Genomic DNA, 26,311 nt, shown 5'->3' with positions numbered 1-26,311 from the left:
ATTAATAAACACCCCATTTTTTATGCTGATAATTCTTACTTCTGTGGCATCAATACCAAACGGATATAATTATCTTCATTTAAGTATTTCTTCGCAGTCGCTTTTGAAGTTTCAACAGTAACGCTGTTTAACCTTTGTTTAATGTCCAGGATTTGATCCAAATCATCTCCATACTTTAAACGGTTGGTTAGGTAGTTCAACCAAAAACTATTGTCACGTAAGCTTAGCTCAACCTGACGCTGTTCTTCTGATTTAAACTTACTGATGTCATCAACAGTGGCGCCATTGTTTTTAATCTGGTCAACCTCATCTAAAGCAGCAGCAATCAACTTTTCAACATTTGCTGTAGCGCAACTGAATGAAATGGTGAAATAATAATGAGCAGTTGGATACTTGGCTACGCTTAAACCTACACGTGGACTGTAAACACCGCTTTCTTTTTCGCGTAAGCGCTCTAGTATTTTATTTTCTAAAGCGGCCTTTAATGCATTTAACTGGATATTGGTTTGTGCGTCATAATTGTAATCACCATGGATGTACAATTGTACTTCCGCTTTATCTTCAAGACCCTTATATACTGTTTTGCTAACTTTTCCTTTTGGCGAGTTTATACCATTGTCAACAAAGTTTTGTTTTTTGTTTAAAGCAGGTAAGCTTGCAATGTAAGTTTCAAGAAGCGGTTTTATGCTTTCGATATTGAAGTTACCTACAATCACAAAAGTCTGCTCACTGTTGTCAGCAAAACGATCTTTATAAAAATTGTAAGCCTCATCCAATGATATTTTATCCAGGTCTGCTAAGGTTGTGGGCATTGCCCGTTTATGGTAAGATGACAATACTGCCTGTACCGTATCCGAAAAAACGCTTTCCGGGTTCGAATTTTTGTTCTCCAGGCTTACTTTATAATCGCTGATGCTTTTATTAAATAGCTCTACATCTTTACGTGGATTGGTTGCATAAGTATAAACCATCTGAAAAGCTGTTTCAAGGTCTTTTGGAGTCGAACTACCACCATATCCCTGGTATAAGTCACTTACATAACTGCCACCAGTTCCAGTTTTTCCAGCCATCAATTTATTCAATTGTGTTGGGTTGAAGGCGCCAACGCCACTTTGAGGGATTAGACTAACCATTTCGGCCGACTTAAAGTTGGCATCGGTAGCTAATGAAGTACCGCCTTTAGAGAAAGAGGTGAAAACGATCTGATCATTTTTAAAATCAGTAGGCTTAAGTAATACCTTAATACCATTGCTTAACGTAAGCTCAGTTACACCAATTTTATCAAATTTCTTTTCAGCTACCACTTTTCCGGCTACGGGTTTCTTATCCAATAGAGGTTTGTCTACCGTATTATCTACGTAAGCAGTTATATTGTTTCCTGCATTTTTTAACGCAGCAAGCAATTGAGCTTCTGTTGGAAGATTCGCTTTTTCTTTCTCTGGTGCCTGTACAATGATGATTTGGTTTTCTTTAGTGATCAGCGTTTTTGCCAATGCATTAACCTGATCAAGACTAATGTCAGCAAGTGCTTTTTTAGTCAACTCATAAGAAACTTCAGTAGACGGAATGATTGATCCAGTCAGGAAGTTGTTCAAGTATCTCTTTACAAGGGTTGCAGACTGTATTTTGTCCTTTTCCTTCAACCTCACGTCATTACCAGCGGCAATGTTCTTTTTAGCTACATCCAATTCAGATTGCATGAAGCCATACTTGTTCATACGCTCATTCTCGGCAAGGACGGCTGTAAAGGCTTTTTCAAGTGTAGCGCCTGTTTTAGATACAGCTGCCGACTGAAAGGCGTTAATGTTGGGTACTAAGCCGCCTTGGTAAGCACCATATCCGCTTTGACCCTGCAAAAATGGAGCATTTTCTTTTTGCATGATCTCTTGCATCCTTGCGCCAAGCATGCTGTTGATCATATTGTACATGATGCTCTTTTTGTAATCAGCAGCAGTTTTTGTGGTGTTGCCACGTTGTTTGTACATGATCTGTGCTACATTGTATTGTTGCTCAGGGTCAGTAATGATCTTTACAAGTGGTGCCTTGTTGTCAGGGAGATCATAGCTTGGTCGCGGTCTTGGGTTTGCTGGATTAGTTAGACCCGAAAAGTTAGCTTTGATCAATTGTTCAACCTCGTTCACATCAAAATCACCAACAGCAATTACAGCCTGCAAGTTTGGTCTGTACCAATCCTTATAGAAGTTTCTGATCTTATCGTGCGTAAAGGTGTTTAAGATGTCTATTTTACCAATAGGCAAACGATCAGCATAGCGAGAGCCTTTCAATAATAGCGGCAACAATTGCTTGCTCATGCGATCCTGCGCATTCTTACCGCGTTCACGATCTTCTTCTACAATTACACCACGTTCTTTATCTATTTCTACACCTTCCATGATAATTTTACCAGCCCAATTGGCTAATATTTTAAAGCCATTTTTAAATAAGGCGCTGCTATCTGTAGGAATAGGTAATTGATAAACGGTATGGTCAAAGCTGGTATAGGCATTAAGGTCGGCGCCGAAGCGAATCCCTGCTTTTTGTAGGTAATTGATCATTTCATTTTTAGGGAAATCTTTCGTTCCATTAAATGCCATGTGTTCTGTAAAGTGGGCTAATCCTTGTTGGTTGTCGTCTTCCATTAAGGAACCGATACGGGTTGCCAGATACAGCTCAGCTCTTTTTTTAGGCTCAGTATTCTTTTTGATGTAATAAGTAAGGCCATTTGAAAGCTTTCCAATTTTTACATTGGGGTCGTTGGGAATAAGATCTCCATCAACCTTTTTAGCCACAGCAGTTGTCGTTTTTTTAACAACCGTAGTTTTTTTCTGTGCGTACCCAGGCGTGTTTACAGCAAAAATGACTGCAAGTCCCAAGCTAAGGACGCTAAAATTTTTTCTCATGAATAATAAGTTTACCATCAAACCTACTAAGGCCATAGTATAGATGATAAAAATTTAACATAATTTAACAAATGGGCAGCTAGTTTCTGTTGCCTGAAATTAAATTTTGATGATGATTTTTCTATTGTACATCACCCAAAGTATCACTAGCCAGAATAAAATATAAGCAATGGCCCAGGCAAGAGAGGCATTGATGGGAGATAAGCAGCAGGTAAAGCCAGAATATAACCAAGCCTGAAGGTTCATTTCCGTTCCATCGGAAGCCTTTACCGAAAACATTCCCAAAGTTCTTGGGATCAGCCCCGAAAGGAAGAATACCGTGATTGCGTTTACACCATAAACCACGAACGGCTTGGTAAAGCGGTTGTATTGCTGAATGTCGATGATCCAGTAGCAAAAGGATAGGATAAGTGTAGCCAAACCACCGGTGTAGAGTACAAAAGAGCTTGTCCAAAGCGATTTGTTAATTGGAAACTGCAAATCCCATAGTAAGCCTAAGGCTACGGCCGTTATCCCGGTACAGAACAACCAGGCGATCTTCGTTGCGGGATCAATGTCTTTGCGTTTTAAATATACGCCAACCAATACGCCGAAAAGACCACTTGCAATTGCAGGTAGGGTGCTTAAAATTCCTTCGGGATCCCATGTTTTCGCGGCCTTCCATAAATGAGCTTCCGAAAGGATGCTGCGGTCTAGCCAGGCACCCAGGTTGGTCTCTTTCTCCAGGTTGGCATAACCAACACCCGGAACGGGAACAAAGGTCATTAGTGCCCAATAAACAGCCAGTATGGCAATCAGGATTTTGAATATATTCTTTTCTGAGTTTTTAAGAAAAATCACTGCCGAGATGAAAAATACAATAGCTATGCGTTGCAATACCCCCGGGATCCGTACATGTTGAAAAGCCTCAAGGGGTTCGGTGAAAACCTTAGGGTAGAGCGATAAGAACAAGCCCAATCCAAATAAGATAAGCCCTCTTTTTAATGCCTTTAAAATAGTTTTTCCATGAGTAGCGGGATCTGCTTTCTTGCTGCCCATGGCGTAAGCGATCGATACGCCCACAATAAACAGGAAAAACGGGAAAATAAGATCAGTAGGTGTACAGCCATTCCAGCTCGCGTGCTCTAGCGGCGCATAAATATTTCCCCAATCTCCGGGATTATTGACAAGAATCATGGCCGCAACAGTTGCGCCTCTAAAAAAATCAAGTGATAATAATCTGGTAGGAGCGTCTTTTGCAATTTGAGATTGGGCCATATAAAAGATCTTTAAACAAAAAAACCGCTAACAGTTTAACTGTTAGCGGTTATAAATATAATAATTTAACTAGAACTTATAGCGTACAAAAGCTTCCATAGCTTCGTACTCTGCTAAACCTAGGCTGTCATAAGCCTGGGCTGTTTCTCTGTTTCTGTCTTCAGCACGTTGCCAGAATTCTCTAGGGTCGTCACCAGGGAAAACAGCAGTGTCTTTTTGCGACTGGTGTTTGAAAATAGCCATTTTTTTACGCTCAACTTCTTGCGGACTAAGCGGAACTGCCATTTCAATTTCATGGGTCTCAAATTCTTGCCATGCACCACGGTACATCCATAACCAGCAGTCTTTAACCCAATCTTCAGTTTTAGCCAAACGTTTTAGTGCTTCTAAAATAATATTGAAGCAAACGATGTGCGTTCCATGTGGATCTTCGAAGTCGCCTGCTGCAAATACCTGATGCGGTTTTACTTTTTGCAATAGTTCCATTGTTAAAACAACGTCGGCTTCTGTTACCGGGTTTTTCTGGCTCTTACCACTTTCGTAGAAAGGTAATGCCATAAAATGGATATGGTCATCATCTAAACCGCAATATCTTGCTCCGGCAATCGCCTCCCCTTTTCTGATCAGACCTTTTACAGTTTGAATTTCAGGGGTATCAATTTGATTAGGTTTCTTTTTCCCCATGAAAGTACGCATGCTCTGATATAAAGCTTTTAATTCTTTCGTATCAAGGCCCATCTTCTCAGAGAAATCGATGTTAAACTCTACAAAGCGTAAAGCATCATCATCCCAAACAGCAGTGTTGCCTGAAGTTTGGTAAGCTACGTGTACATCTTGTTTCTGATCAGCTAATCTGATAAATGTACCCCCCATAGAGATTACATCATCATCAGGGTGTGGTGAGAAAATGATTGAACGTTTTTTAGCCGGCTCTGCGCGTTCAGGTCTTTGCGAATCATCAGCATTAGGTTTACCACCTGGCCAACCAGTAATGGTGTGTTGTAGTTTATTAAATATATCGATGTTGATGTTGTACACCGGACCTCTTTCAACAGCCAGTTGAGCCATACCGTGGTTGTTGTAATCGTCTTCAGTAAGTTTTAATACTGGTTTTTTAAGGGTATTGGATAGCCAGATTACTGCTTTTCTGGTTATTTTTTCATCCCATACACAGTCTTTAACCAACCATGGTGTGTCAAAACGGGTTAATAAACATGCTGCATCCTGATCTAAAATGAATTCAACATGCTGAGATAACTGTAAATAAGTTGCAGGAACTTCACTTGAAATTTCTCCTTCAACGGTTTTCTTAATGATTGGTGCTTTTTTCTTATTCCAAGCCATTAGGATAATTTCCCTGGCTTTGAAAATGGTACCTACACCCATGGTAATTGCTTTTGTTGGAACAAAAGATTTACCCCCAAAGTCTCTTGCCGCATCTCTTCTGGTCAAATCGTCTAGTGTAACCAGACGTGTTCCAGAGTTTGGTGCAGAACCTGGCTCATTGAAACCGATGTGACCTGTACGTCCGATACCGAGGATTTGTATATCTAATCCTCCCAGGTCCCCAATCTTTTTCTCATAATTCAGGCAAAATGCAGGAATTTCTTCTAAACTTAATGTACCATCAGGGATGTTCACATTGTCCTTATCGATGTCGATATGATCAAATAAGTTTTCATTCATGAAGGTCACATAACTCTGCGCAGCATTTGGCTGCATAGGGTAATATTCATCAAGGTTAAAAGTAACCACATTTTTAAAACTCAAACCTTCCTCTTTATGCATTCTTACCAGTTCGGCATAAACGGCAATTGGTGTAGCTCCAGTAGCTAAACCTAAAACCGCCTGAGCATTGTTTTTTTGTTTTTCCTTAATCAGTTTCCCGATGCGATGAGCAACGCTAAGTGATGCTGCTTTAGGGTTTTCAAAGACAGAAACAGGCAGTTTTTCAAAGCGTGTTTCTTCTAGAAGATTTAATCTAGCCATTTAGTTTGTTCTTAAAATTTGTACGGAGCAGTAAATATAGGCACTCTTGGGACTTTATCAAATTTTTTAATTACAAGATACTCTTTTTAAAAAATGTTTTTTTGAAGCGCTGGCTTCCAAAAGGTTGGTAAAATAACAAATCATCCTGTAAAAAAGTTCTTCAAGGAGGTCTAATTGCGGACCTCTCATTAACTTAATGGTTTAGTGGATGTTGTATTGGTATTTATATTATATTTATAACAAGATAACCGTTTTTAGCCAATGACAGAAAACAAGGGTTTAAAGAAAACGCTCAGTCCTTTTATGCTCTGGGGACTTGGGGTAGGGTACGTGATCTCAGGTATGTACTTTGGTTGGAACCTGGGCCTTGAGAAAGGAGGTACCGGGGGAATGGCCATTGCAACCCTCGTAATCATGGTGATGTACGTCACTTTTACTTTTAGTTATGCTGAGCTGGCTTGCGCCATTCCAAAAGCCGGTGGGGTGTTCGACTATGCGAATAAAGCAATGGGGAAAAACATCGGGTTTATAGCCGGCATTGCCCAGATTGTCGAATTTATCTTAGCTCCACCTGCGATAGCTTTTGCCATTGGCGCTTATTTCAACGCCTTTTTTCCGCAAGTACCCATACTGGCCTCTGCGGTGTCAATCTATTTTGTATTCACCGCCCTAAATGTTTATGGTGTTAAAGCTGCGGCCTCTTTTGAAGTGATCATCACCATCTTTGCAGTTGGCGAGTTGCTGCTTTTTTCGGGAATAGCAGCGCCAAAATTCCAGATGTCTAATCTTACTCATCATGCTTTCCCCAATGGATGGGGAGGTATTTTTGGCGCTATTCCCTTTGCCATTTGGTTTTTTCTGGGGATAGAAGGGATTGCAAATGTGGCCGAGGAGACTAAAAATCCGCAAAGAGATATTAGTAAAGGATTTGGCTGGGCCATATTTACACTTGTTATTCTATGTATATTGATTTTTGTAACAGCCACAGGGATTTCAGGCTGGGAAACGATTGTCTATAAAAATGGCGTTAGTGGAGAAACGTCAGATTCGCCGCTTCCACTTGCCTTGGCAAAAATAACAGGGAGCAATCATTTGATGTATCACTTACTCATCACAGTTGGCTTGTTTGGCTTGGTCGCGTCCTTTCATGGCTTAATCCTTGCGGCTGGTCGATCTACCTATGAGATGGGAAGAGTACACAACATACCTGCTTTTTTAGGTAAAATCTCCCCGCGGTTTCATACCCCGGCCAATGCGCTGATCGGAAATATGATCATTGGTATTTTGGCGCTATTGTCAGGTAAAACATCCGAAATTATTATCATATCGGTTTTTGGTGCGCTCACCTTATACATCATTGCAATGGTCTCCGTTATTATCCTCAGGAAAAAAGAACCGGAATTACACCGACCTTTTCGCCTGCGATTTTATCCTGCTTTCCCTATTATTTCTTTGCTGATCGCCACGGTATCTATTGTCGCCATGTTTATTTTTAACCTTAGCCTGGGGCTTATCTATTTTTCGATCCTGATCATTACTTTTTTACTGTATAAATTTTTTAAACCTGTAGACCGATGACAACAGAAGAGATTTTAACCTATGTAAAAGAACATCCTTTGGGCAAAGTAAAAATTGCCGTATCTGATATTGATGGCGTGTTAAGAGGCAAGTACATTTCGGCAGAGAAGTTTGCTTCGGTTGTAGCGGGACGCTTAGGTTTTTGCGATGTAACCTTTGGATGGGACATGGGCGATGTGGCTTATGACAATGTAAAGTTTACAGGATGGCATACCGGCTATCCCGATGCACAGGTAAAGCTGGATCTTACAACTTTCCGAAAAATCCCATGGGAAAACAATATCCCCTTTTTTTTAGGTGATTTTGTAGATGAAAAGCTTGTTCCTGTATATACCTGTCCAAGGCAATTGCTTCGAAAAGTGTTGGCGGATGCGGAAGCTTCAGGCTTTCAAGCCTACTTTGCACAGGAATTCGAGTGGTTCAACTTCGCGGAAACTCCTGAAACAGCGCATCAAAAGAATTTTAGTGGCCTAACGCCGCTAACTCCAGGTATGTTTGGTTATTCTATTTTGCGTAGTACGTTGAAAAATGAATACATGAGCGACCTGTTTGATCTCTTGAGCATGTTTGATATTCCTATAGAAGGTTTACATACCGAGACCGGGCCGGGGGTATATGAAGCTGCCATAAAGTATGCCTCGGTTTTAGTCGCGGCTGATCAGGCGGTGTTATTTAAAACGGCAGTTAAGGAGATTGCTTATAAGCATGGGGTCATGGCTACTTTTATGGCCAAGATTAGCGAGCACCTTCCGGGATGTAGCGGACATGTGCACCAGAGTTTATGGGATAAGGAATCTAAACAAAACCTGTTTCATGATGAAAAGGACAGGCATCAGATGAGTGAGCTGATGAAAAGTTATATCGCCGGACAGCTGCATTGTCTGCCCCATATTTTACCCATGATTGCACCCACCATTAATAGCTATAAACGATTGGTGGAAGGCGCTTGGGCACCAACCACATTGACTTGGGGCATCGATAACAGGACTGTCGCATTAAGGGCATTGCCTGGTCATACGAAGACCTGTCGATTGGAAACCCGTGTAGTGGGTTCTGATAGTAATCCTTATCTGGCTTTGTCGGCCTGTCTGGCTGCTGGATTGTACGGCATCAAAAATAAGATGAAGCTAGATAAAGAAGCAACCAATGGTAATGGTTACAAGGATCTCTCCAATGGCGTTTTTCCTCAAAATCTATATGAAGCAACACAACGAATGAAGCAGTCGGAGATTGCAAAAGAGCTGTTCGGAGCTGATTTTGTAGCGCATTTTACGCAGACCAGGGAATGGGAGTGGAGGCAATATGCAAAGGCAGTAACCGATTGGGAATTAAAAAGATATTTTGAAATTATTTAACCGCAATTATTCTATTAGCTATGACATTTGATCACATATACCAGTACAATTTTCCAACTACGATCCGGTTTGGGGCTGGAGCGATTAAAGAATTGCCGGCGTACCTCAGGCAAAATGGGTTGAAACGACCATTGATCGTCACAGATTCAACAATTGCTGTTCTTCCTTTTTTTAAGACTATTGTCAGTGATTTGCGCATTCACGGTATTGCGGTAGAGGTGTTTAGTGATATTCATAAAAATCCGGTAAAAAGCGATGTGTACAAAGGTACGGAGGTCTGGGACGATACCGCCAGAGACAGTGTAATTGGAATTGGGGGTGGTGCAGCGCTGGATGTGGCCAGGGCAATTGTGCTGCGGGTAAATCATCGTGAGGATCTGTTTAAGTACGATGACCTGATTGGGGGTGATGTTTATGTGACCAATGAGGTGCCACATTTTATTACAGTACCTACAACTTCAGGTACAGGTAGCGAGGTGGGGCGGAGTGCAATTATTGCCGATGATGAGACTCATCAGAAAAAGATTTTGTTCTCGCCAAAGCTCATGGCTAAGATTGTATTTGCGGATCCTGCCTTAACAATGGATCTGCCATCATTTATTACCGCGGCGACAGGTATGGATGCGTTAACGCACAATATGGAAGCTTTTTTAGCCAAAAATCCACATCCATTATGTGATGGGATCGCCCTTGAAGGTATTTCGCTAATCAAGGACGCACTAGAACCTGCAACAAATCGTCCGGATATCGAAAGTCGAAGCAAAATGTTGATGGCATCTATGATGGGAGCTATTGCTTTTCAAAAGGGGCTTGGTGTGGTACATTCCCTTGCGCATCCACTTTCTTCTTTACTCGATACACATCATGGTCTGGCCAATGCCGTAAATCTTCCTTATGGGATGGAGTTCAATATTGAAGGGTTTGAAGATAAATTCCGTCGCATTGCCCGAACGCTGGAATTGAAGGAGGAAAACGGAAAGGCTGTAGTCGAATATCTATTTAACCTCAATACTAAAATTAATATCCCACATCACTTGGGTGATATAGGTGTGAAATCGGAGCATATAGAAACGCTGGCCGATCTGGCCTTCGCCGATTTTGCCCACCCAAATAATCCAAAACCAGTGAGCAGAGCTGACTTTAAGCATTTGTATTTGACTGCGCTTTAATTAAATTGCAGTTGAAACAAATTTATACTGATGAAAAAGAAGTTAGGGATAAGTTATAGTGAAGCTAATTTTCAGAACTATTGGAACTGGTTTACTGCCGATGAGCTTGGTAATGAAATAGAATTGGTCGAGCTTTCCTTCCGGAAAAACAACAGGAGCGATATAGAGAAATGTGATGGTTTTGTATTGACCGGAGGAATTGATGTACTGCCCGCAATATATGGCGGAGCGGAAGAGTATCCTTATAAACCAGATGTATTTTTACCAGAACGGGATGAGTTTGAGCGATTGATTTACGACTATTCACAAAAAGCCAAATTGCCGGTGTTGGGTATTTGCCGGGGGATGCAATACATCAATATTCTAGAGGGAGGAAAGGTTTTTGAAGATAATGGTGCAGCGGTGAACGAGTTGCATAAGAAAGGTTCTGAAGATAAAGTACATGGGCTAAACATTGTTGAAGATAGCTTGTTATATGCGGTAACCGATAAAACGGTAGGGCATGTAAACAGCGCCCATCATCAGGGAGTTGATCCAGCACATTTGGGCAATAACCTGATGGCGAATGCTTATGCAGATACGCCAGATGCACTTATTGAAGGGTTGGAATTTAAAGATAAAACCGGAAAAGCTTTTATGCTTGGTGTACAATGGCACCCGGAAAGAATGAAAGAAAAAGAACTCAATCCTTTGTCACAAAAAATTAAGGAACAGTTTATAAAGGAAGTCAAAAATCATAAACGATGAATATTGTTAACCCCGCAACAGAAGAAATCATTGCAACAGTAAAGGAAGATGACAGCAAGTCGCTTGCTCATAAGCGCAATCTGCTTAAAATGGGACAAAAGGACTGGGCTTCCAAAACTTTGAAGCAACGTATACTGATTATCGAAAAGTTTTACAATCTGCTAGGTGTAGAAATAGAGCGCCTTGCTGTGGTGTTGACTTCGGAAGTGGGTAAGCCGCTATCGCAATCTCGCAATGAGATTAACGGAGCAAGAGGAAGGGTTCGGTGGATGTTGGATCATGCACTGCAGTATCTTTCTGATGAAATCGTAACGGATACACCAGAATTGAAGGAACAGATTTCCTATGATCCCTTGGGTATTGTATGTAACATATCGGCTTGGAATTATCCTTATCTGGTAGGGGTAAATGTTTTTGTGCCGGCGTTATTAGCAGGCAATGCGGTGATGTACAAGCCTTCGGAGTATGCGACTTTAACCGGACTGGAAATAGAAAAATTATTAAAGCGAGCGGGATTACCTGATGAGGTATTTAAGGTGGCTATTGGTGCAAAAGAAACGGGAGAACATTTGCTGGATATGAATTTTGATGGCTACTTTTTTACCGGATCTTATAAAACAGGCAAGTATATATATGAGCGGGTGGCGCCAAAAATGGTGCTTTGCCAGCTTGAGTTAGGGGGTAAAGATCCACTATATGTTGCTGATGATGTAAAGGATATTGCTGCTGTGGCTGCGGCGACAGCAGATGGCGCCTTTTATAATAATGGCCAGAGCTGCTGCGCAGTGGAGCGGATTTATGTGCACGAAAAAGTTTACGACGATTATATCGCCGCCTTTGTGGCAACGGTGCAATCCTGGGAAATTGGGGCGCCAACAGATGCTGATGTTTACTTGGGGGCACTGACCAGAAAAGAACAAATTGAAGTATTGGAGCAACAGATTAAAGACGCGTTGCAACATGGTGCTTTACTTTTAACCGGAGGCAAAAGAAAAGGACAAAAAGGCAATTATTTTGAACCTACAGTATTGGTTAATGTTACCAATCACATGAAGGTGATGCAGGAGGAGAGCTTTGGTCCTATCATTGGGATTATGAAAGTGAATGATGATACTGAAGCCACCTATTTAATGCAGGATACGGTATATGGTTTAACTGCCGCTGTTTATTCGGAAAGCATGGATAGGGCAAAGCGGATCCTTTCTCAAATGGATTCAGGTACAGGTTACTGGAACTGTTGCGATAGGGTAAGTGCAGGCCTTCCTTGGAGCGGCAGACGTCATTCTGGTATCGGAGCAACGCTTTCTCATCAGGGCTTGCGTGCCTTTACCAAGCCCAAAGCCTGGCATTTTAGAGCTTAATTAAGTTTATTGCTACTTTTGAATTATTCACTTTATTTTTAAGACCACGCTTATGAACTCAAACTGGAAAAGAATCTTCAATATCATTCAAAAGCCTGAACGCTTAATTATAGGATTGATGTCTGGCACCTCTATGGATGGCTTGGATATTGCCCTTTGTGGGGTCACCGGTAGTGGGATTGAAACTCGCGTTAGAGTAATCGAATTTAAAACGAAGGACTATACCAATGAATTTAAAGCGGAGATAAAGTCGATTTTCTCCCGGCGTGATGCTGATTTGCAAATGGTATGTCTGATGAATGAAAAAGTGGCGCTTTTGCATGCCGAAATGATATTGGAAGCAATTGCCGAATGGGGGCGCCAGCCGGAAGATATTGATGTGATTGCCAGTCATGGGCAAACTATTTTTCATGCGCCAAAGTCATTGCATGGCCTTGAAGATTATCCTAATGCGACTTTGCAGATTGGGGATGGCGACCATATTGCTGTTAAAACCGGGATTGTTACCATTGCTGATTTCAGACAAAAGCATATTGCTGCGGGTGGCGAAGGTGCTCCATTGGCTGTTTATGGGGATTATCTGCTTTTCTCAAAAAAGGATGAAGACCGCATCATGTTGAATATTGGTGGAATTGCCAATTTTACCTACCTGCCTGGTAGTAACGATGCAACTAAAGTATTCTCAACTGATGTTGGGCCCGGAAATACCTTGATGGATCAGTTTGTACAAAAACATTATAAAGGGTTGTATTACGATGAAAATGCAAGTATAGCGAGTGCTGGTGTGGTTAACGGTCAGCTTTTAAAAGAGTTGATGGAATCTGATTTTCTGGAGGCCGATTTTCCTAAAACAACGGGGCCGGAACTTTTTAATTTAGCGTATTTAGCAGCAGCACAAAACAACTCAAATACTTCGCAGATCAGCAAGGAAGATGTTATGGCTACGTTATGCAGTTTTTCTGCTCAGGTAATTGTCAATTCCGTTGAAAAATGCTTCGGAAAAGATAAAACTCCATCTATTTATATCAGTGGTGGCGGGATGCACAATCCCTTGCTTTTGCAGCAGCTTAAAACAAAGTTGAGCAATGCAAGCTTTCACTCCACTGATGCCCTCGAAATAAACCCAGATGCAAAAGAAGCGGTTTTATTTGCTATTCTGGCCAATGAGACATTGGTGGGCGATAAAATTGATTTTGGTAATCGTGCTGGAGTGCCATCTGTACAGATGGGAAAGGTCTGTTTGCCTTAGGGTTTACATTATTCTATACACTTTCTTAACAAAAAGGTGCTTTTTGTGGATTGGGAATGAAAAAGGTGTGAATAAGGTGTGAAGTAGTGTGCAATTTTGGGTTAGTGTTTTCTTTGGCGTAAACAATTTTATTCGAAAGAATGTTTTGTTTGAAATAGATAACTCACATGAAAATACTGTACTCACAAGGCTTCTTCAAAATTAAGTTTATTTTCTGGGTGCCAATCCTTCTGTTGCTGCTTGCTCATGTCGCAAACGCACAGACAAAACGATACACTTTAACCGGCAGGGTTACAGACGGTACGTCTGCTGCTGGGATCCCGGGGGTAGTTGTAAAAGTACAAAGCACAAATTTTGCAATGGCAACGAATGAGGATGGCCGGTTCAGTTTAAATGCTGATCTGTCACCAGGGACTTATCAGGTTGTGTTTTCTTCAATTGGTTACAAGTCTCAAACTAAATCTGTAGAACTGGGTGCTGCTACTCAGGTTACAGTCAACGGGGCGCTTACGGCTGATAATATTGGTCTTGATGAGGTCATCGTGACGGGTACCTCCCAAGGTACTACGCGTAAGCAAATGGGTAGTTATGTAAGCTCTGTAAAGGGTGATGATTTAGTAAAGGCGCCAAGCGGAAATGTGCTTTCCTCTTTGCAGGGTAAAGCACCTGGTGCGCAGATTACGCAAAACTCCGGGGATCCGGCGGGTGGAATGTCGGTCAGGTTAAGGGGAGTAAGTTCTCTGAATTCAAGTTCAGAACCTCTTTATATTATTGATGGGGTAATTGTTAATAATTCGACAACACGGGTAACCAATACATCGGCTAACTACGATGGGGGTGGTAGTGGTGTGGGGGGTAATGGCAACTTTGTAGGTGCTATTGGTCAGAATAGAATGAGCGATATCAATCCGAATGATATCGAACGTATAGAGGTTTTAAATGGGGCAGCTGCGGCAGCTATTTATGGATCGAGGGCAAATGCGGGGGTTATTCAGATCTTTACAAAAAGAGGAGTAAGTGGTAAGCCTGTCATTAGTTTGTCTACTAGTTTCACCACTAGCCATCTGCGCAAGGAAATTGAAGTTAACCAGTCGCCTGTTAAATTTGGAGGGTCGGTTGATGAATTGACGCAGGATTTGATATCGCTAGTAGGTACCCCTCCCGCTTTACCTACCACCACTACCCCTGTGACAAGGTATAATTATCAGGACTATATTTTTCAGTCTGCGATTGGAACAGACAATACGGTTTCTGTAGCTGGGGGGAATGATAACACCAAGTTTTATACCTCTTTGGGGTATTTTTCTAATCAGGGAATTATCAAGAATACCAATTATAGAAGGATGAATATGCGGGCAAACCTGGACCAGAAAATTAACGATTGGGCAAAGGTTTCTGCAAATTTTAATTATATACATAGTGATGCAGATGAAAAACCGGATGGGAATTCATTTTTCTCGCCAATGAACTCTGTTACCATTATAGGTAATTTTCATGATATTTTTGCCAGGGATGCTTTGGGTAATTTAAAAGCTGTGGGTGAACGGGGTAGGGTAAATCCTGTATCAGTAATTGAGGATATTAAACAGCGCCAGGCGGTTAACCGGGTTATTGCAAATGCCAAATTGGTTTTAAATCCGACTAAAAAGCTGACCGTAGATTATACTATAGGTGTTGACAATACCATTCAAAATGGAACTACTTTTATTCCTCCATTTGCCTATAATGTTAGCACAGGTTTTTATGGTGGCGGACCAACTTTAGACCCTAGTCTGAATGGTTACGCCAGTTCTGCCAGTTCTACGGCAACCTTATTTAACCATGAGCTCAACTTTACTTATGATACCAAGTTGAGTGATGATTTGTTGTCTACTACGCAGTTGGGGGGCTCTTATCAATATGAAAAATCAAATTATTTATTATTAAATGGTAGGGGGCTTGCACCATTCACGGAAAGTGTAAACGGCGCGAGTACGATTTTGCCAAATAACGACCTTAGGTTGCAAAGCTCTATCAGTGGAGCATATTTGCAACAGAACTTCAAGTATAAGGATCATTTGTTTTTAACAGGTGCTGTCCGTGTGGATCAAGCATCTGTTTTTGGGGAGAAAAATAGGACCAAGGTGTACTTCAAGGGGAATTTAAGTTATGTGCTCTCATCCGCAGATTATTGGAAGGGGCTAGCGGTGTCTGACTGGTGGGATACTTTTAAAGTTAGAGCAGCTTATGGGCAGTCAGGTAACCTAACCGGCATCGGACCTTATGATCGATTTAATGAGTATCTGTCTTCTTCTTACATTAGTAAAACCGCCTTGGTTTCAAAAACCAGTCTGGCTAATGTGGATATAGCTCCGGAAAAGCAAACGGAAATAGAGCTGGGAATGGATCTTTCATTTTTGAAAAACAGATTGGGTCTGGTATTTAACTGGTATGATAAAGAGGTTAGTGGTTTATTGGTGCCGGTTGTAATTGCGCCAACTACGGGTTTTTCTTCCTTATTAGAAAACAAAGGTTCGTTAAAAAATAGAGGGATTGAGGTGATGTTAACCGGAGCACCTGTCGCTGGGGAGGATTTCAAATGGAATGTTTCATTTATTTTTAATCGCAATAGAAATAAAGCAGTAGGTATTGGTGCATTGCAGTTGCTTTCTACCAATGCAGGTGCTCCTGTAGCTATAATTGATGGTCAGCCAATTGGAGTGTTCTATGGTACTTTCTTTGCCCGCAATGATGATGGTAGCTTGTTGACTAGTTCAGTTGGAATTCCGCAGATGGAACGGGGTATTCAAAACTCTTCGTTAACTTATACTCCTCAGCGCGGTCCGAATGGGTTGCCACTCTCTACTGGTACAACCTTGCGTAAAGTAGTTGGGGATCCAAATCCTGATTATACCGCTTCCTTCGTGAATGATTTTTCTTATAAAAAATTTGGTTTACATATACAGTTGGATGCTTCACAAGGAGCGGATGTATGGAATGCAGATTGGCGCACACGCCAGGGTGTGGGTGGTGGAAAGGTTGCTGAACAAGAACAGATGGGGTTATTACCAAGAGGTTATATTAATGGAGTGTATGCTATCGAAGAGTGGAGGATAGATGATGGTTCTTATGTTAAATTAAGAGAGGTATCTATAACTTATAATATTGGTAAGGTTAAGTTTATACAAGACCTGAGCATCAATCTAAGTGGAAGAAATCTGGTTTCATGGGATAATTATAAAGGATACGATCCTGAGCTGAATTCGGGTGGACAATCGACTATTCTAAGAAATATTGATTTTGGGTCGGTGCCTATTCCACGTACGTTTAGTTTAGGTGTGCGGGCTAAGTTTTAATTTAAGCTCATGATAGCTTTATAATCTTTAAAAAATAAACTATATACAGATGAAAACTTATATAAGTAAAATAGCATATATCTTTTTGATCCTGATTATAATATCAGCGTGTAAAAAGGAGTACAGAAATCCTTCGGGTGCAAATGCCAATGATGTGGTGACTACCGCAAAAGGTATGACAGGTATAGTTGTTGGCTTGCAAAAATTATACATATCAGGAAGATTGGGTGTTTATTTTAACTCCGTATCCGTTTCAGGATTTGTAACCAACGAAATTCTATTAAGGAATGCGGGTAATATTCCGGAATTGCAGTTGTTTACCGGGGGTGGTGCCGTTGATGGGACAAATAACATTCTGGCAAATTTGTGGACGACTAGCAATAAGATTATTTACGATGCTGACAATGTGCTCAATAATGCACCTAGTTTGGGTGATAAGGCGTATGCTTCAGGGCTAATCGCTTATGCGAGTATTTTTAAAGCGCTTGCATTAGGGAATCTTTCTCAATGCTGGGAAAGCATACCTGCTGGTACCGGACAAAATGTTAGTTTTATAAGTCGGGTTGATGGTTTTAATAAAGCCATTGGAGTGATTGATAATGCTTTTGCTGTCATGGCAGCAAACCCAATCAGTTCAGGTTTTATAAGTAATATGCCTCCAGGTATTGATATTCCTAATACTTTAAATGCCTTAAAGGCGCGGTATGCGCTTTTTGCAGGAAACTATCCCCTGGCATTGGCTGCTGCTAATAGTGTGGATTTAACGAGGAGATCGACCTTTAACTTTGATGCGCTGACTTTTAATCCAATATTTGAAATTGCTACTTCAACAAATAACGTATTTCAACCAACGGATATTAATCTGGGGTTGACTGGAGCGAATGTGCCTGATCCGGCGGATAGAAGGGTCCCTTTTTATACGGCAGTAGGTGTTAATCCTGTAGTTCGTTTAGCAGGCTTTGGTGTAGGGCTTGCTACTCCGATTCCACTTTATTTGCCTGGTGAGATTATTTTGATTAAAGCTGAGGTTTATGCCCGTCAGGCTGCACCGGATCCTGGGAATGCCTTGACTGAGCTGAACAGGGTAGTTACAAAGTTGCCCACAGTCGATATTTTTGGTGTAGGGGCGGCTTTACCACCAATTACCGGATCTTTAACTCCAGCCCAAATTCTACCGTTGATTTATAAGCATCGTTGTATAGAGCTTTATTTGTCGGGGTTGAAGCTGGAAGATATGAGAAGGTTTGGTTTACCTAATTCTGAGAGAAAGCGGAATTTCTTCCCATATCCATTTACAGAAAGGGATAATAATCCTAATACACCTGCTGATCCGGCGTTTTAGATCCTAATGCGCTTGTTCACCAAAGCAGGTTTCGTCACACATTGTTCACACCTCCTTCACACCAAAGCCACAAAAAGGTACGTTTTTGTGAAGGAAGTGTGTCTAATGTGTGTGTCATGTGAGGACATGACCTAAGGAGTGTATAGCGAATTACTAAAGAATCTGTAAAGATTTTATTCTGTAGGCATTCAATTCCGGCGCCTGTGGATCAAGTTCAGTGATTAAATAATCTATGTTTTCTAGTGGGGCTACTTTTAGCCTCAATGAAATGTCTAATTTTTCTGAAATACAGAGGATTCCTGCTTTTTTTGAAGAATTGAACATTGCTTTTTTTAGTTGATTGATTTCCCAATCGGTATCTGTTAGTCCGTCGTGCGGATGGATGGCGCTGGTTCCAAGTAGACAGAGGTCGGCATTGATCTCCGACAGCTGATTAATGACATGGCCACCGTAAGTTACTTGCGAATTTTTGGAGAATAAACCGCCAATCAGAATAACCTCGACTTTGGCGTATTTGGCAAGCTCTATGGCGACAAAAGGGCTAATCGTAAAAAAAGTGGCATTTAAATTTTCAGGTAGCTGCTTTGCCAACTCAATAATTGAAGTTCCACCACCAGTTAAAATAACCATTCCGTCTTTGATTAAAGAGATGGTTTTTTTAGCGATGCTGATTTTGGCATCCTTGGCATATACTTCACTATCATCGAAAGAAGATTGGTATGACTTTGAGAGTGCACCTCCATGTACTTTGGATAGTTGGCCCTTTTCGGCTAATTCCTGAAGATCACGGCGGATCGTGTCTTCTGAAACACTAAGTAATTGAACCAGATCGGAGGTGAGTACACGATTATGCAGATTGATTTGGCGCATTATAAAGTCGTGCCTTTCTTTTTTAAGCATATTGAAAATTTTAGCTAATGTAAATAAAAAATAAAGAATCCAAAATGCAGGGTTATGCGTGTTTATGCGCTATTTGTCATAAATAAAGTTAAAAATAGCATAATAATTATATTTTAATAGAAAAAGATTCTTTATATTTAATAAAAGATTGCAAATATGCGGGTTAATGCGTGTTTTTGTGATTTTTGAAACGAGCAACCAAACCAACTTAACAACCTAATTTCCTAATCAAAATTGACGTTTTATGAAAAAAAAACTACTCCTTCTTACTTTAGGTGGGTTATTGTTTTTTGTGCATGTCTTTGCCCAACAAAAAACAATAACCGGTAAAGTGAGCTCGTCGGGTGATGGCTTAACCATTCCTGGCGCTTCTGTTAAAATTAAAGGAACAAAGACGGTAACTCAGACAAATGCATTGGGTGTGTATTCGATACAAGCCAAAGTAGGAGACGTATTGATGTTTAGTTACATCGGAATGCAATCTCATGAACAGACTGTTGCTGCGGCTTCCCTAATTAATGTGGTGTTGAAGCCTGATACGAAGTCGTTGAATGAAGTTGTTGTAACGGCTTATGGTATTGAACGGGATGCGAAATCTTTGGGTTATTCTACCCCGAAAGTAAAGGGAGATGAGGTTTCTGATACGCAGCGGGAATCTTTCTTTGCCGGATTGCAAGGTCGGGTTCCTGGATTGACGATCAATCCTAGTAGTGGTGATCCCGGAGCTTCTTCTCAAATTGTTTTAAGAGGCTTTGTCTCTATGAGTGGAAATAACAGTCCGCTAATTGTTGTGGATGGTTTGCCGATCGATAATTCGGTTATTAATCAAACGGATGACTTAGTTGGTGGTGGAGTTAATCGCAACTCTGATTATTCGAATCGGGCGCTTGATCTTAATCCCGCGGATATTGAAAACTATGTGATTATGAAAGGCCCAGAGGCGACGGCACTTTATGGTAACTTGGGCGCAAGTGGTGCTATTCTGATTACTACAAAGAAAGGAAAGGTTGGTAAAGGAACGGTTAATTATAGTAATGCCTTTAATGTCACTACGCAGGTAAATATGCCTGATATCCAGCGGAAGTATAATCAGGGAGAAAGTAACGGTATTTATAGTGGTGGTTCTACTAATTTTTTTGGACCTGTTTATCCTGTAGGGACAAAAATTTACAATAACCTTGATCAGTTTCTTAATAATGCTTTTTCCCAAACTCACAATTTGAATTTTGAGGGTGGATCGGAGAAGTTTACTTACAGATGGTCAAATCAGTTTGCGGAGTTTAATAGTCCTATTCCTAATACTAGGCTCAGTAAGTTCTCGACTAAAATTACGGCGGAAGCAGAAATATCACCGCTGTTGAAGTTAACGACTACCATGAATTACATGAATAATTCCAACCGTAAGCCTGCTCGGGGTATTTCTGGGTATTTATTTTCTTTAATGCGTTTTCCCTCTCAGTATGATATTAACGATTGGCAGGATGAGAAGGGGGACAGGGTGTTGCATGTTGGCTCCATCTTCGGTGAGTACGATAACCCTTTTTGGAGTGTATATAAAAATACAAATGAAGATAAAACGAATCGTTTTATCATGAATAACCATTTTCGTTTTACCCCGAATAAATGGCTGAGTGTTTTAGCTATCCTTGGCGCTGATATTTATACGACAAATGGTATAATGGTTTTTCATGCTCAGTCTTATTCGGGGTCGGGTACTGCGGCTAGTCCTACAGGGGGGAGTGTGAGTACTTATGATAAGCTCAATAGAAATCTGACTGGGTCTATTACGGCTACGGCAAAACAGAAGTATGGAAATTTTTCCGGTACATATGTAGTGGGCGGAAATGTTGCGGATAACTATTACACAATTAATTCGATGCGAGGTGATAGTATGTATGATCCTAATTTTTATAACATCAATAATACGCTTCCTACTACGCAAAGGGCGCGGAATAATATCAATAACTATCGTACTGTCGGCGCCTTTGCTCAGGCGATTATGGGTTATAAATCCATCCTTTATTTAACACTTTCGGGAAGGGTGGATGGGGCCTCTCGCTTGATGCCTAATAACCCTTATTTCGCGTATCCTGCTGCCAGTGTGGCCTTCAATTTTTCTGATCTCGACTACTTTAAAAAGTTTGATTGGCTGAGTGGGGGTAAAATTAGGGGCTCGGCAGGAATGACGGGTAAGGAGCCTTGGAAGGTGTATGGGATTTTGTCTAATTTCACGCCACGGGCATCCAGCGGTGGTGGCTTTGCTTATGATTACTATGGTGGAAATGAATTGTTGAAGCCTGAAACAACAACAAATGTAGAGGCCGGGTTTGAGTTGCAGTTATTCAAAAATCGATTTGGTATTGATTTTAATTACTATTATTTGCTTAGTAAGGATCAGATTATACAGCCGCGCACCAGTTATGCTACGGGCTATGTGCTTCGTTTGATTAATGGCGGGAAGGTAGAGAATAGGGGTGTTGAGATTCAATTGAATGCGAATCCAGTTAGAAGTGAAAAAGTTAATTGGGATCTGACATTGAATTTTGCTAGAAATAGGGGGACTGTAATTTCTATTGCCGACGAATTGCCGGAGTTATATAATTCAGATACCTGGATTAATACAGTGAGAAGTGCTGTTTTTCCAGGTAAAAGTACGGGCTCTATGTCTGGTTTGTCATTAGATAGGAACAATAGAGGTGATGTGTTGATTGATCCGGCTACGGGGCTTCCTTATGCGACCAATGAAAATTATATGATCATTGGAGATCGAACCCCGAATTATACACTTGGTATTGTGAATCGGTTCAGGATTTTTGACTTTTCTTTATCGTTTTTATGGGACTTTAGTATTGGGGGTGATGTATATAATGGTACTGAACACATTAATTATGTGAAGGGGATTAGTCCGAAAACGCTTGACCGGGAACAGCCTCGGGTTGTTAAGGGGATTTTAAAAGATGGTTTGGAGAATACAGACAATCCTACCCCCAATTCTATCGCAATTACGCCTTATTACAACTCTAGATTTTATGGGGAAACTGTTGCTGCACAGATGTTTGTGGAGAAGGATATCAATACCATTCGTCTAAGAGATATTACATTGAGTTATAGATTTAGTAAGAATCTAATGGCGAGAATGCCCTTCTTGAAGAATGTAAGTGTGTATACGACATTGACAGATGTGTTGCTGTTTACGAATTATTCGGGAATGGATCCGGAAAGTAATTCCAATAATGCAGCGCTTGGAGGTGTTGGTGGGTATCGCATGGATTTTGGTAATATGGGACGTCCACTCGCTATTAATTTTGGTTTAAATGTTAAATTATAAAATCGCAACATCATGAATACGATTAAAAAATATATGCTGATGTTATTCCTTTTCATTGGACTATTGGCTATGAGCGGGTGTAAGAAATTTTTGGATATCAATAGAAATCCTTCCAATCCCCAGATTCCAAAAGCAGAGTTTATGATCTCTAGGGCTATTTTTCAGATGGCTAATGGTACCTCTGAGGATTATATGCAGTTGTTTAAGTTGGTTCAATACTGGTCAAGTACTACTCTTGATGATCGGTATGATCGACATGGGATGTCGGCGACGGGCTCTGACGTAACCGGAGTAATCTGGCGGTTGAATTATGTTGACCTTGGTTTGAACATAGAGGAGATGATTAAAGATGGAATTGAAAACAAGAAGTATGAGTATGCTGGAATTGGGTATGCGATTAAAGCATGGTCTTTCCAGATGACAACTGATATGTATGGGGAGATTATTCTTGATGAGGCTTTTACGGACCCTAATAAGCTGACGTTTCGTTATCAGTATCAAAGGGATGTTTATGAAAGGGTGCGGGAATGGAGCCAGCTGTCTATAAAGTATTTAAATATGAAAAGCCCGTCAGATTATAGTGGGGCGCTTGCGGGGCCGTCGGGTGATTATATGTATAGAGGGGATGTAAATAAGTGGAAGAAGTTTGTGTACGCGAATTTGGCGCTTCAATATGGCCATTTGGTGAATAAGTCGAGTTTTGCAACTACCTATGCGGATAGTGTTGTGAAATATGTGGATTTGTCTTTTACGAGTGTTGCTGAGGATGCAACGGTGAAATTTACGGCTTCGAATGAAGATGATTCAAATGTTTTTGGGCCGCTTTTTGGAAGGTTTTTTACGGTCCTTAATACTGCAAACGGACGGATTTCATCGACGATTTTAAATTTATTAGCTGGTGGTGTAAGAGGTGTTCCTGTTGTAGACCCTCTGGTTTCTGTTGATCCCAGGTTGAGTAGAATGTTGTCGCCTACAATTATTGCTGGAAGTCCGCCAACTTGGGGTCCTTATAAAGCGATTACCCCGACAAAGGGTGGTACTGGTGTGCCTCATGTTTTGGGCCCGCCAACAGGTATTGTGACTGCGCCTTATATCGGAAAATATCTTTTTAGTAATGCGAGCGAGTATGTGATTATGAGTTATGCACAATTGCAATTTGCTAAGGCTGAAGCCTTGTTTCTTAAGGGGGATAAGGCGGGTGCTTTTACGGCGTATAAAAACGCGATTCGTGCCCATATGGCTTTTGTTAATCGCTATGGTATGGCTGGTAATGTAACGATTCTTCCGGCTGAAATAGAGTTGTATATGGCTTCTACTGAGGTTGCTCAGACTGAGGCTGAACTGACTATTTCTGATATTATGAATCAGAAATATATTGCACAATGGGGTTGGGCAGGTTTGGAGCAATGGTGTGATCTCAGGAAGTATCATTATGATCCAACTGTGTTTACTCAGTATTATCAATTGTCTGGATCTGAGCTTAATGCAAACAATAAAGGAAAGTATGCTTACCGGTACCGTCCACGTTACAATTCCGAGTATGCCTGGAACAGGACTGAGTTAGACAAATGGGGTGGCCTGGCGTCTGATTACAATACCAAGGAGACTTGGTTTAGTACGACTGAAAATTAGAATTAATGTAAATCTATAATTATATAGTCATGAAAATATTTAAGAGTTTACTGATTGTGCTTTGTGTGGCATTGTTTTTCTCCGGTTGCACAAAGAATGTCCTCGATTATGGGGAGGTTGAGAAGATAACTGATGAGCAGCCGCTTATTAAAGTTAACTATGCCTCTAGTTATCTGGATGATCGGTTTGTGGTGATCCGATTTAATGGTAAAAGGGTTAGCCCCAGGATTCAGGGCCGAACGCCTTTCCCTGGTGGTGGGTACAATACCCGGGGGGATGTGCGGGCTGATTATTTAACCATAGATGTGGGGCAGGTGGAGTTGAGGGTGGCTTTACCTTTTAAAAAAGACAATGGGTTGGATTCTTTAGAGTTGTACAAAACAACGCTGAATATTGAAAGGGGAAAGCGCTATGTGGCTCATATTACAGATACGGCTGCCTTTACAAAAACGGTGTTGACGGAGGAAAATTTCTTGAAGCCCGATTCTGGTTATGCTACCTATCGATTTATTAATTTAATGCCTAACGTGCCGGCAATTGATTTGTATTACGGTATAAGTGCTACTGTGCATACGGCTGACAGGTTGGTGGCGGGGAATATAAAATATTTGGAGATCAGTAATTACTTCATATTGAATAGGTATTCTGCCAGAACATGGAAAATTCGTCCTGCGGGGGCGGCGCTTACTACTGCTACTGTTTTAGCGAGTTACTCCAACGTGGGTAGTTTATTGAATCAGCGAACGTATACGGTTTATGCAATGGGATATAGTGGTTTTACTGCAGGAACTCGACGGCCTTTTGTATCTTTTTTTCACATTAGGTAGGATTAGTTAATTTAAATATGAACCGATAAATTTTGTATAGATATGAATAAGGTATTGAATTTAATCTTAGTGCTGGCCATGGTTTCGGTGCTGTATGGTTGCAAAAAGGACAAGAAATTAGCTTCGGAAATCGAGGTGCCGGAAGAGGAGGTTGTTGACAATACGATTGAGCCGCTTACCAAGAAAATTATGGATAATACGACGGTGATTGGCACTTTTGTTTCGGATGGGACTACTAATGTGATGGCGGGAATAAAGCAAACTCAAATCAGGTTTAAAAGGAAAGACAAGCTTCCTGTGAAGATTTTTATCCTGGAGGCAGATATGAATACGCCAAAGTTGGAGCTTCTTGGTTTGGCGCCCTACAATGATTATATACCGGGCTTGCAGAGGCTTTCGGAGATGTGTAGGGATAATGAGGTAGCAGGTAGCTCCATTGTGGCGGCGATCAATGGGGATACTTATAATACGACCACTGGGCTGCCAACTAGTTTTTTTTATATTAATAATAGAGTTTATGTGAGCACTTTGCCTGCCGGGAGAACTTATATAGCTGCGTTAAATGATGGGACGATTGCGATTGGGGGAAAGGATACTAAGGGGGTTGATCGGCCTATTAATTTGGCCTTGATTAAGAATGCTGTGGGGGGGAGTCAATGGTTGGTAGATAATGGTGTAAAGGCGACTTTAACTGATGTTACCATTTCGGCAAGGACTGCATTTGGCTATACTGCAGGTAAGGTGGTTTATGCGGTGATTGTAGATGGTTCGCAGGCGGAGTATTCAAATGGTTTAAGTTTAGCTGATGTGAGGGATATTATGGCTGCGCTTGGGATAAAAGATGCGATTAATCTGGATGGGGCTTCTTCTTCTACGCTGGTTGTTAAAGATCAAGCGAGGGGTGCCTGGGTAGTTCAAAACAAGCCGCCTTTGGCTAAAAATGTAGAAAGGATGATTGGTAATGGATTGGGATTTGTGGTTAAAAATTAATCATTAGATGCTTTAGTGAATTCTGTTTGGAGGTATAAAAAAGAGGCATCAGCCCAGTCATGGTCGGAAGAAATTCCGACCATTTCTTTTATGTCTTGAAAAACAGTCCAGGATCTCCTCCACATTGTACGACAATTAAAGCCATTGCCAGGTCTCTGACTTCCATAGCTAGTCTTCTTTTAGCCGTTTTATAACTTAGGTCGTTAGCTTTTTTATACATCAGGACCATCATTGCCACAATTAAGGTCATGTATAAGATGATCTGTATTCCATTCTTGTTCAATGAGATAAGGTGACTTAGATTGAGTTCCTGTTTTAAAAAACGAAAGAATACCTCGATATCCCACCGCCG

16 protein-coding genes and 1 pseudogene are annotated in these 26,311 nt (G+C 41.0%); 12 read left to right on the top strand and 5 right to left on the bottom strand.

The genetic code is table 11. From position 1 onward, the window contains the following. Positions 1-35 precede the first annotated feature (35 nt). The 3 genes from EZ444_RS23570 to nagB all read right to left on the bottom strand — a co-directional run bounded on the left by EZ444_RS23570 (position 36) and on the right by nagB (position 6,146). The gene (locus EZ444_RS23570; protein ID WP_131611994.1) at positions 36-2,900 is read right to left on the bottom strand and encodes a M16 family metallopeptidase; all 2,865 of its coding nucleotides are present in this window, start codon (positions 2,898-2,900) and stop codon (positions 36-38) included. Positions 2,901-2,999: 99 nt separating this feature from the next. Beyond that, positions 3,000-4,157: an acyltransferase family protein gene (locus EZ444_RS23565; RefSeq protein ID WP_131611992.1), complete on the bottom strand. Its 1,158-nt coding sequence runs from the start codon at positions 4,155-4,157 to the stop codon at positions 3,000-3,002. 69 nt (positions 4,158-4,226) lie between these two features. Next, positions 4,227-6,146, bottom strand: a complete 1,920-nt coding sequence (gene nagB / locus EZ444_RS23560; protein WP_131611990.1) for a glucosamine-6-phosphate deaminase — start codon at positions 6,144-6,146, stop codon at positions 4,227-4,229. A gap of 261 nt (positions 6,147-6,407) precedes the next feature. On the opposite strand from nagB, the gene eat reads away from it, so the two are divergent. From eat to EZ444_RS23520, 8 genes are all read left to right on the top strand, one after another. Next, positions 6,408-7,724 (top strand): ethanolamine permease, encoded by a 1,317-nt coding sequence (eat, locus tag EZ444_RS23555; protein WP_131611988.1) that lies wholly within the window; start codon positions 6,408-6,410, stop codon positions 7,722-7,724. After that, positions 7,721-9,079 carry a glutamine synthetase family protein gene (locus tag EZ444_RS23550; RefSeq protein WP_131611986.1) on the top strand — a complete coding sequence of 453 codons (1,359 nt, stop codon included), beginning with the start codon at positions 7,721-7,723 and terminating at the stop codon, positions 9,077-9,079. Before eat ends, EZ444_RS23550 begins: the two co-directional genes overlap by 4 nt. A 20-nt stretch (positions 9,080-9,099) precedes the next feature. After that, a complete protein-coding gene (locus EZ444_RS23545; RefSeq protein WP_131611984.1) occupies positions 9,100-10,248 on the top strand; it encodes an iron-containing alcohol dehydrogenase in 1,149 nt (382 codons plus the stop codon). A gap of 30 nt (positions 10,249-10,278) precedes the next feature. Then, complete coding sequence (locus tag EZ444_RS23540) at positions 10,279-10,995, top strand: gamma-glutamyl-gamma-aminobutyrate hydrolase family protein (RefSeq protein WP_131611982.1); 717 nt, start codon at positions 10,279-10,281, stop codon at positions 10,993-10,995. Beyond that, positions 10,992-12,356: an aldehyde dehydrogenase family protein gene (locus EZ444_RS23535; RefSeq protein WP_131611980.1), complete on the top strand. Its 1,365-nt coding sequence runs from the start codon at positions 10,992-10,994 to the stop codon at positions 12,354-12,356. The genes EZ444_RS23540 and EZ444_RS23535 overlap by 4 nt, the downstream gene beginning before the upstream one ends. 52 nt (positions 12,357-12,408) lie before the next feature. Further along, complete coding sequence (locus EZ444_RS23530; RefSeq protein WP_131611978.1) at positions 12,409-13,605, top strand: anhydro-N-acetylmuramic acid kinase; 1,197 nt, start codon at positions 12,409-12,411, stop codon at positions 13,603-13,605. A gap of 167 nt (positions 13,606-13,772) precedes the next feature. Beyond that, the gene (locus EZ444_RS23525; protein WP_131611976.1) at positions 13,773-16,940 is read left to right on the top strand and encodes a SusC/RagA family TonB-linked outer membrane protein; all 3,168 of its coding nucleotides are present in this window, start codon (positions 13,773-13,775) and stop codon (positions 16,938-16,940) included. Between the two features lie 49 nt (positions 16,941-16,989). Then, positions 16,990-18,282, top strand: a complete 1,293-nt coding sequence (locus tag EZ444_RS23520; RefSeq protein WP_131611974.1) for a RagB/SusD family nutrient uptake outer membrane protein — start codon at positions 16,990-16,992, stop codon at positions 18,280-18,282. A 153-nt stretch (positions 18,283-18,435) separates the two neighbouring features. On the opposite strand, the gene EZ444_RS23515 is transcribed toward EZ444_RS23520, so the two are convergent. Then, positions 18,436-19,182 carry a DeoR/GlpR family DNA-binding transcription regulator gene (locus EZ444_RS23515; RefSeq protein WP_131611971.1) on the bottom strand — a complete coding sequence of 249 codons (747 nt, stop codon included), beginning with the start codon at positions 19,180-19,182 and terminating at the stop codon, positions 18,436-18,438. Positions 19,183-19,426: 244 nt separating this feature from the next. Between EZ444_RS23515 and EZ444_RS23510 the strand changes: the two genes are divergently transcribed. Genes EZ444_RS23510 through EZ444_RS23495 form a run of 4 tightly spaced genes read left to right on the top strand, consistent with a single transcriptional unit; the run spans position 19,427 to position 25,959 of the window. After that, positions 19,427-22,510: a SusC/RagA family TonB-linked outer membrane protein gene (locus EZ444_RS23510; protein ID WP_131611969.1), complete on the top strand. Its 3,084-nt coding sequence runs from the start codon at positions 19,427-19,429 to the stop codon at positions 22,508-22,510. Between the two features lie 12 nt (positions 22,511-22,522). Next, entirely contained in the window at positions 22,523-24,142 is a 1,620-nt protein-coding gene (locus EZ444_RS23505) for a SusD/RagB family nutrient-binding outer membrane lipoprotein (protein ID WP_131611967.1), read from the top strand. A gap of 29 nt (positions 24,143-24,171) precedes the next feature. Further along, on the top strand, positions 24,172-24,969 hold the full coding sequence (locus tag EZ444_RS23500) for a DUF4397 domain-containing protein (protein ID WP_131611965.1): 798 nt from the start codon (positions 24,172-24,174) through the stop codon (positions 24,967-24,969). 42 nt (positions 24,970-25,011) lie between these two features. Beyond that, positions 25,012-25,959 (top strand): phosphodiester glycosidase family protein, encoded by a 948-nt coding sequence (locus tag EZ444_RS23495; RefSeq protein ID WP_131611963.1) that lies wholly within the window; start codon positions 25,012-25,014, stop codon positions 25,957-25,959. A gap of 88 nt (positions 25,960-26,047) precedes the next feature. Here EZ444_RS23495 and EZ444_RS23490 read toward each other — a convergent pair. Further along, positions 26,048-26,311, bottom strand: a pseudogene (locus EZ444_RS23490) (IS4 family transposase); the annotation flags it as partial.

It is taken from the genome of Pedobacter hiemivivus (assembly GCF_004331685.1).
Classification (GTDB): Bacteria; Bacteroidota; Bacteroidia; order Sphingobacteriales; family Sphingobacteriaceae; genus Pedobacter; species Pedobacter hiemivivus.
The sequence above is the reverse complement of the archived record's forward strand: the minus strand, read 5'-3'. Positions and strand labels throughout refer to the sequence as shown.

Excerpts from the sequence above, each read along its gene's own strand:
- EZ444_RS23570 (WP_131611994.1), bottom strand. The coding sequence starts at position 2,900 with ATGAGAAAAAATTTTAGCGTCCTTAGCTTGGGACTTGCAGTCATTTTT.
- EZ444_RS23565 (WP_131611992.1), bottom strand. The coding sequence starts at position 4,157 with ATGGCCCAATCTCAAATTGCAAAAGACGCTCCTACCAGATTATTATCA.
- nagB (WP_131611990.1), bottom strand. The coding sequence starts at position 6,146 with ATGGCTAGATTAAATCTTCTAGAAGAAACACGCTTTGAAAAACTGCCT.
- eat (WP_131611988.1), top strand. The coding sequence starts at position 6,408 with ATGACAGAAAACAAGGGTTTAAAGAAAACGCTCAGTCCTTTTATGCTC.
- EZ444_RS23550 (WP_131611986.1), top strand. The coding sequence starts at position 7,721 with ATGACAACAGAAGAGATTTTAACCTATGTAAAAGAACATCCTTTGGGC.
- EZ444_RS23545 (WP_131611984.1), top strand. The coding sequence starts at position 9,100 with ATGACATTTGATCACATATACCAGTACAATTTTCCAACTACGATCCGG.
- EZ444_RS23540 (WP_131611982.1), top strand. The coding sequence starts at position 10,279 with ATGAAAAAGAAGTTAGGGATAAGTTATAGTGAAGCTAATTTTCAGAAC.
- EZ444_RS23535 (WP_131611980.1), top strand. The coding sequence starts at position 10,992 with ATGAATATTGTTAACCCCGCAACAGAAGAAATCATTGCAACAGTAAAG.
- EZ444_RS23530 (WP_131611978.1), top strand. The coding sequence starts at position 12,409 with ATGAACTCAAACTGGAAAAGAATCTTCAATATCATTCAAAAGCCTGAA.
- EZ444_RS23525 (WP_131611976.1), top strand. The coding sequence starts at position 13,773 with ATGAAAATACTGTACTCACAAGGCTTCTTCAAAATTAAGTTTATTTTC.
- EZ444_RS23520 (WP_131611974.1), top strand. The coding sequence starts at position 16,990 with ATGAAAACTTATATAAGTAAAATAGCATATATCTTTTTGATCCTGATT.
- EZ444_RS23515 (WP_131611971.1), bottom strand. The coding sequence starts at position 19,182 with ATGCTTAAAAAAGAAAGGCACGACTTTATAATGCGCCAAATCAATCTG.
- EZ444_RS23510 (WP_131611969.1), top strand. The coding sequence starts at position 19,427 with ATGAAAAAAAAACTACTCCTTCTTACTTTAGGTGGGTTATTGTTTTTT.
- EZ444_RS23505 (WP_131611967.1), top strand. The coding sequence starts at position 22,523 with ATGAATACGATTAAAAAATATATGCTGATGTTATTCCTTTTCATTGGA.
- EZ444_RS23500 (WP_131611965.1), top strand. The coding sequence starts at position 24,172 with ATGAAAATATTTAAGAGTTTACTGATTGTGCTTTGTGTGGCATTGTTT.
- EZ444_RS23495 (WP_131611963.1), top strand. The coding sequence starts at position 25,012 with ATGAATAAGGTATTGAATTTAATCTTAGTGCTGGCCATGGTTTCGGTG.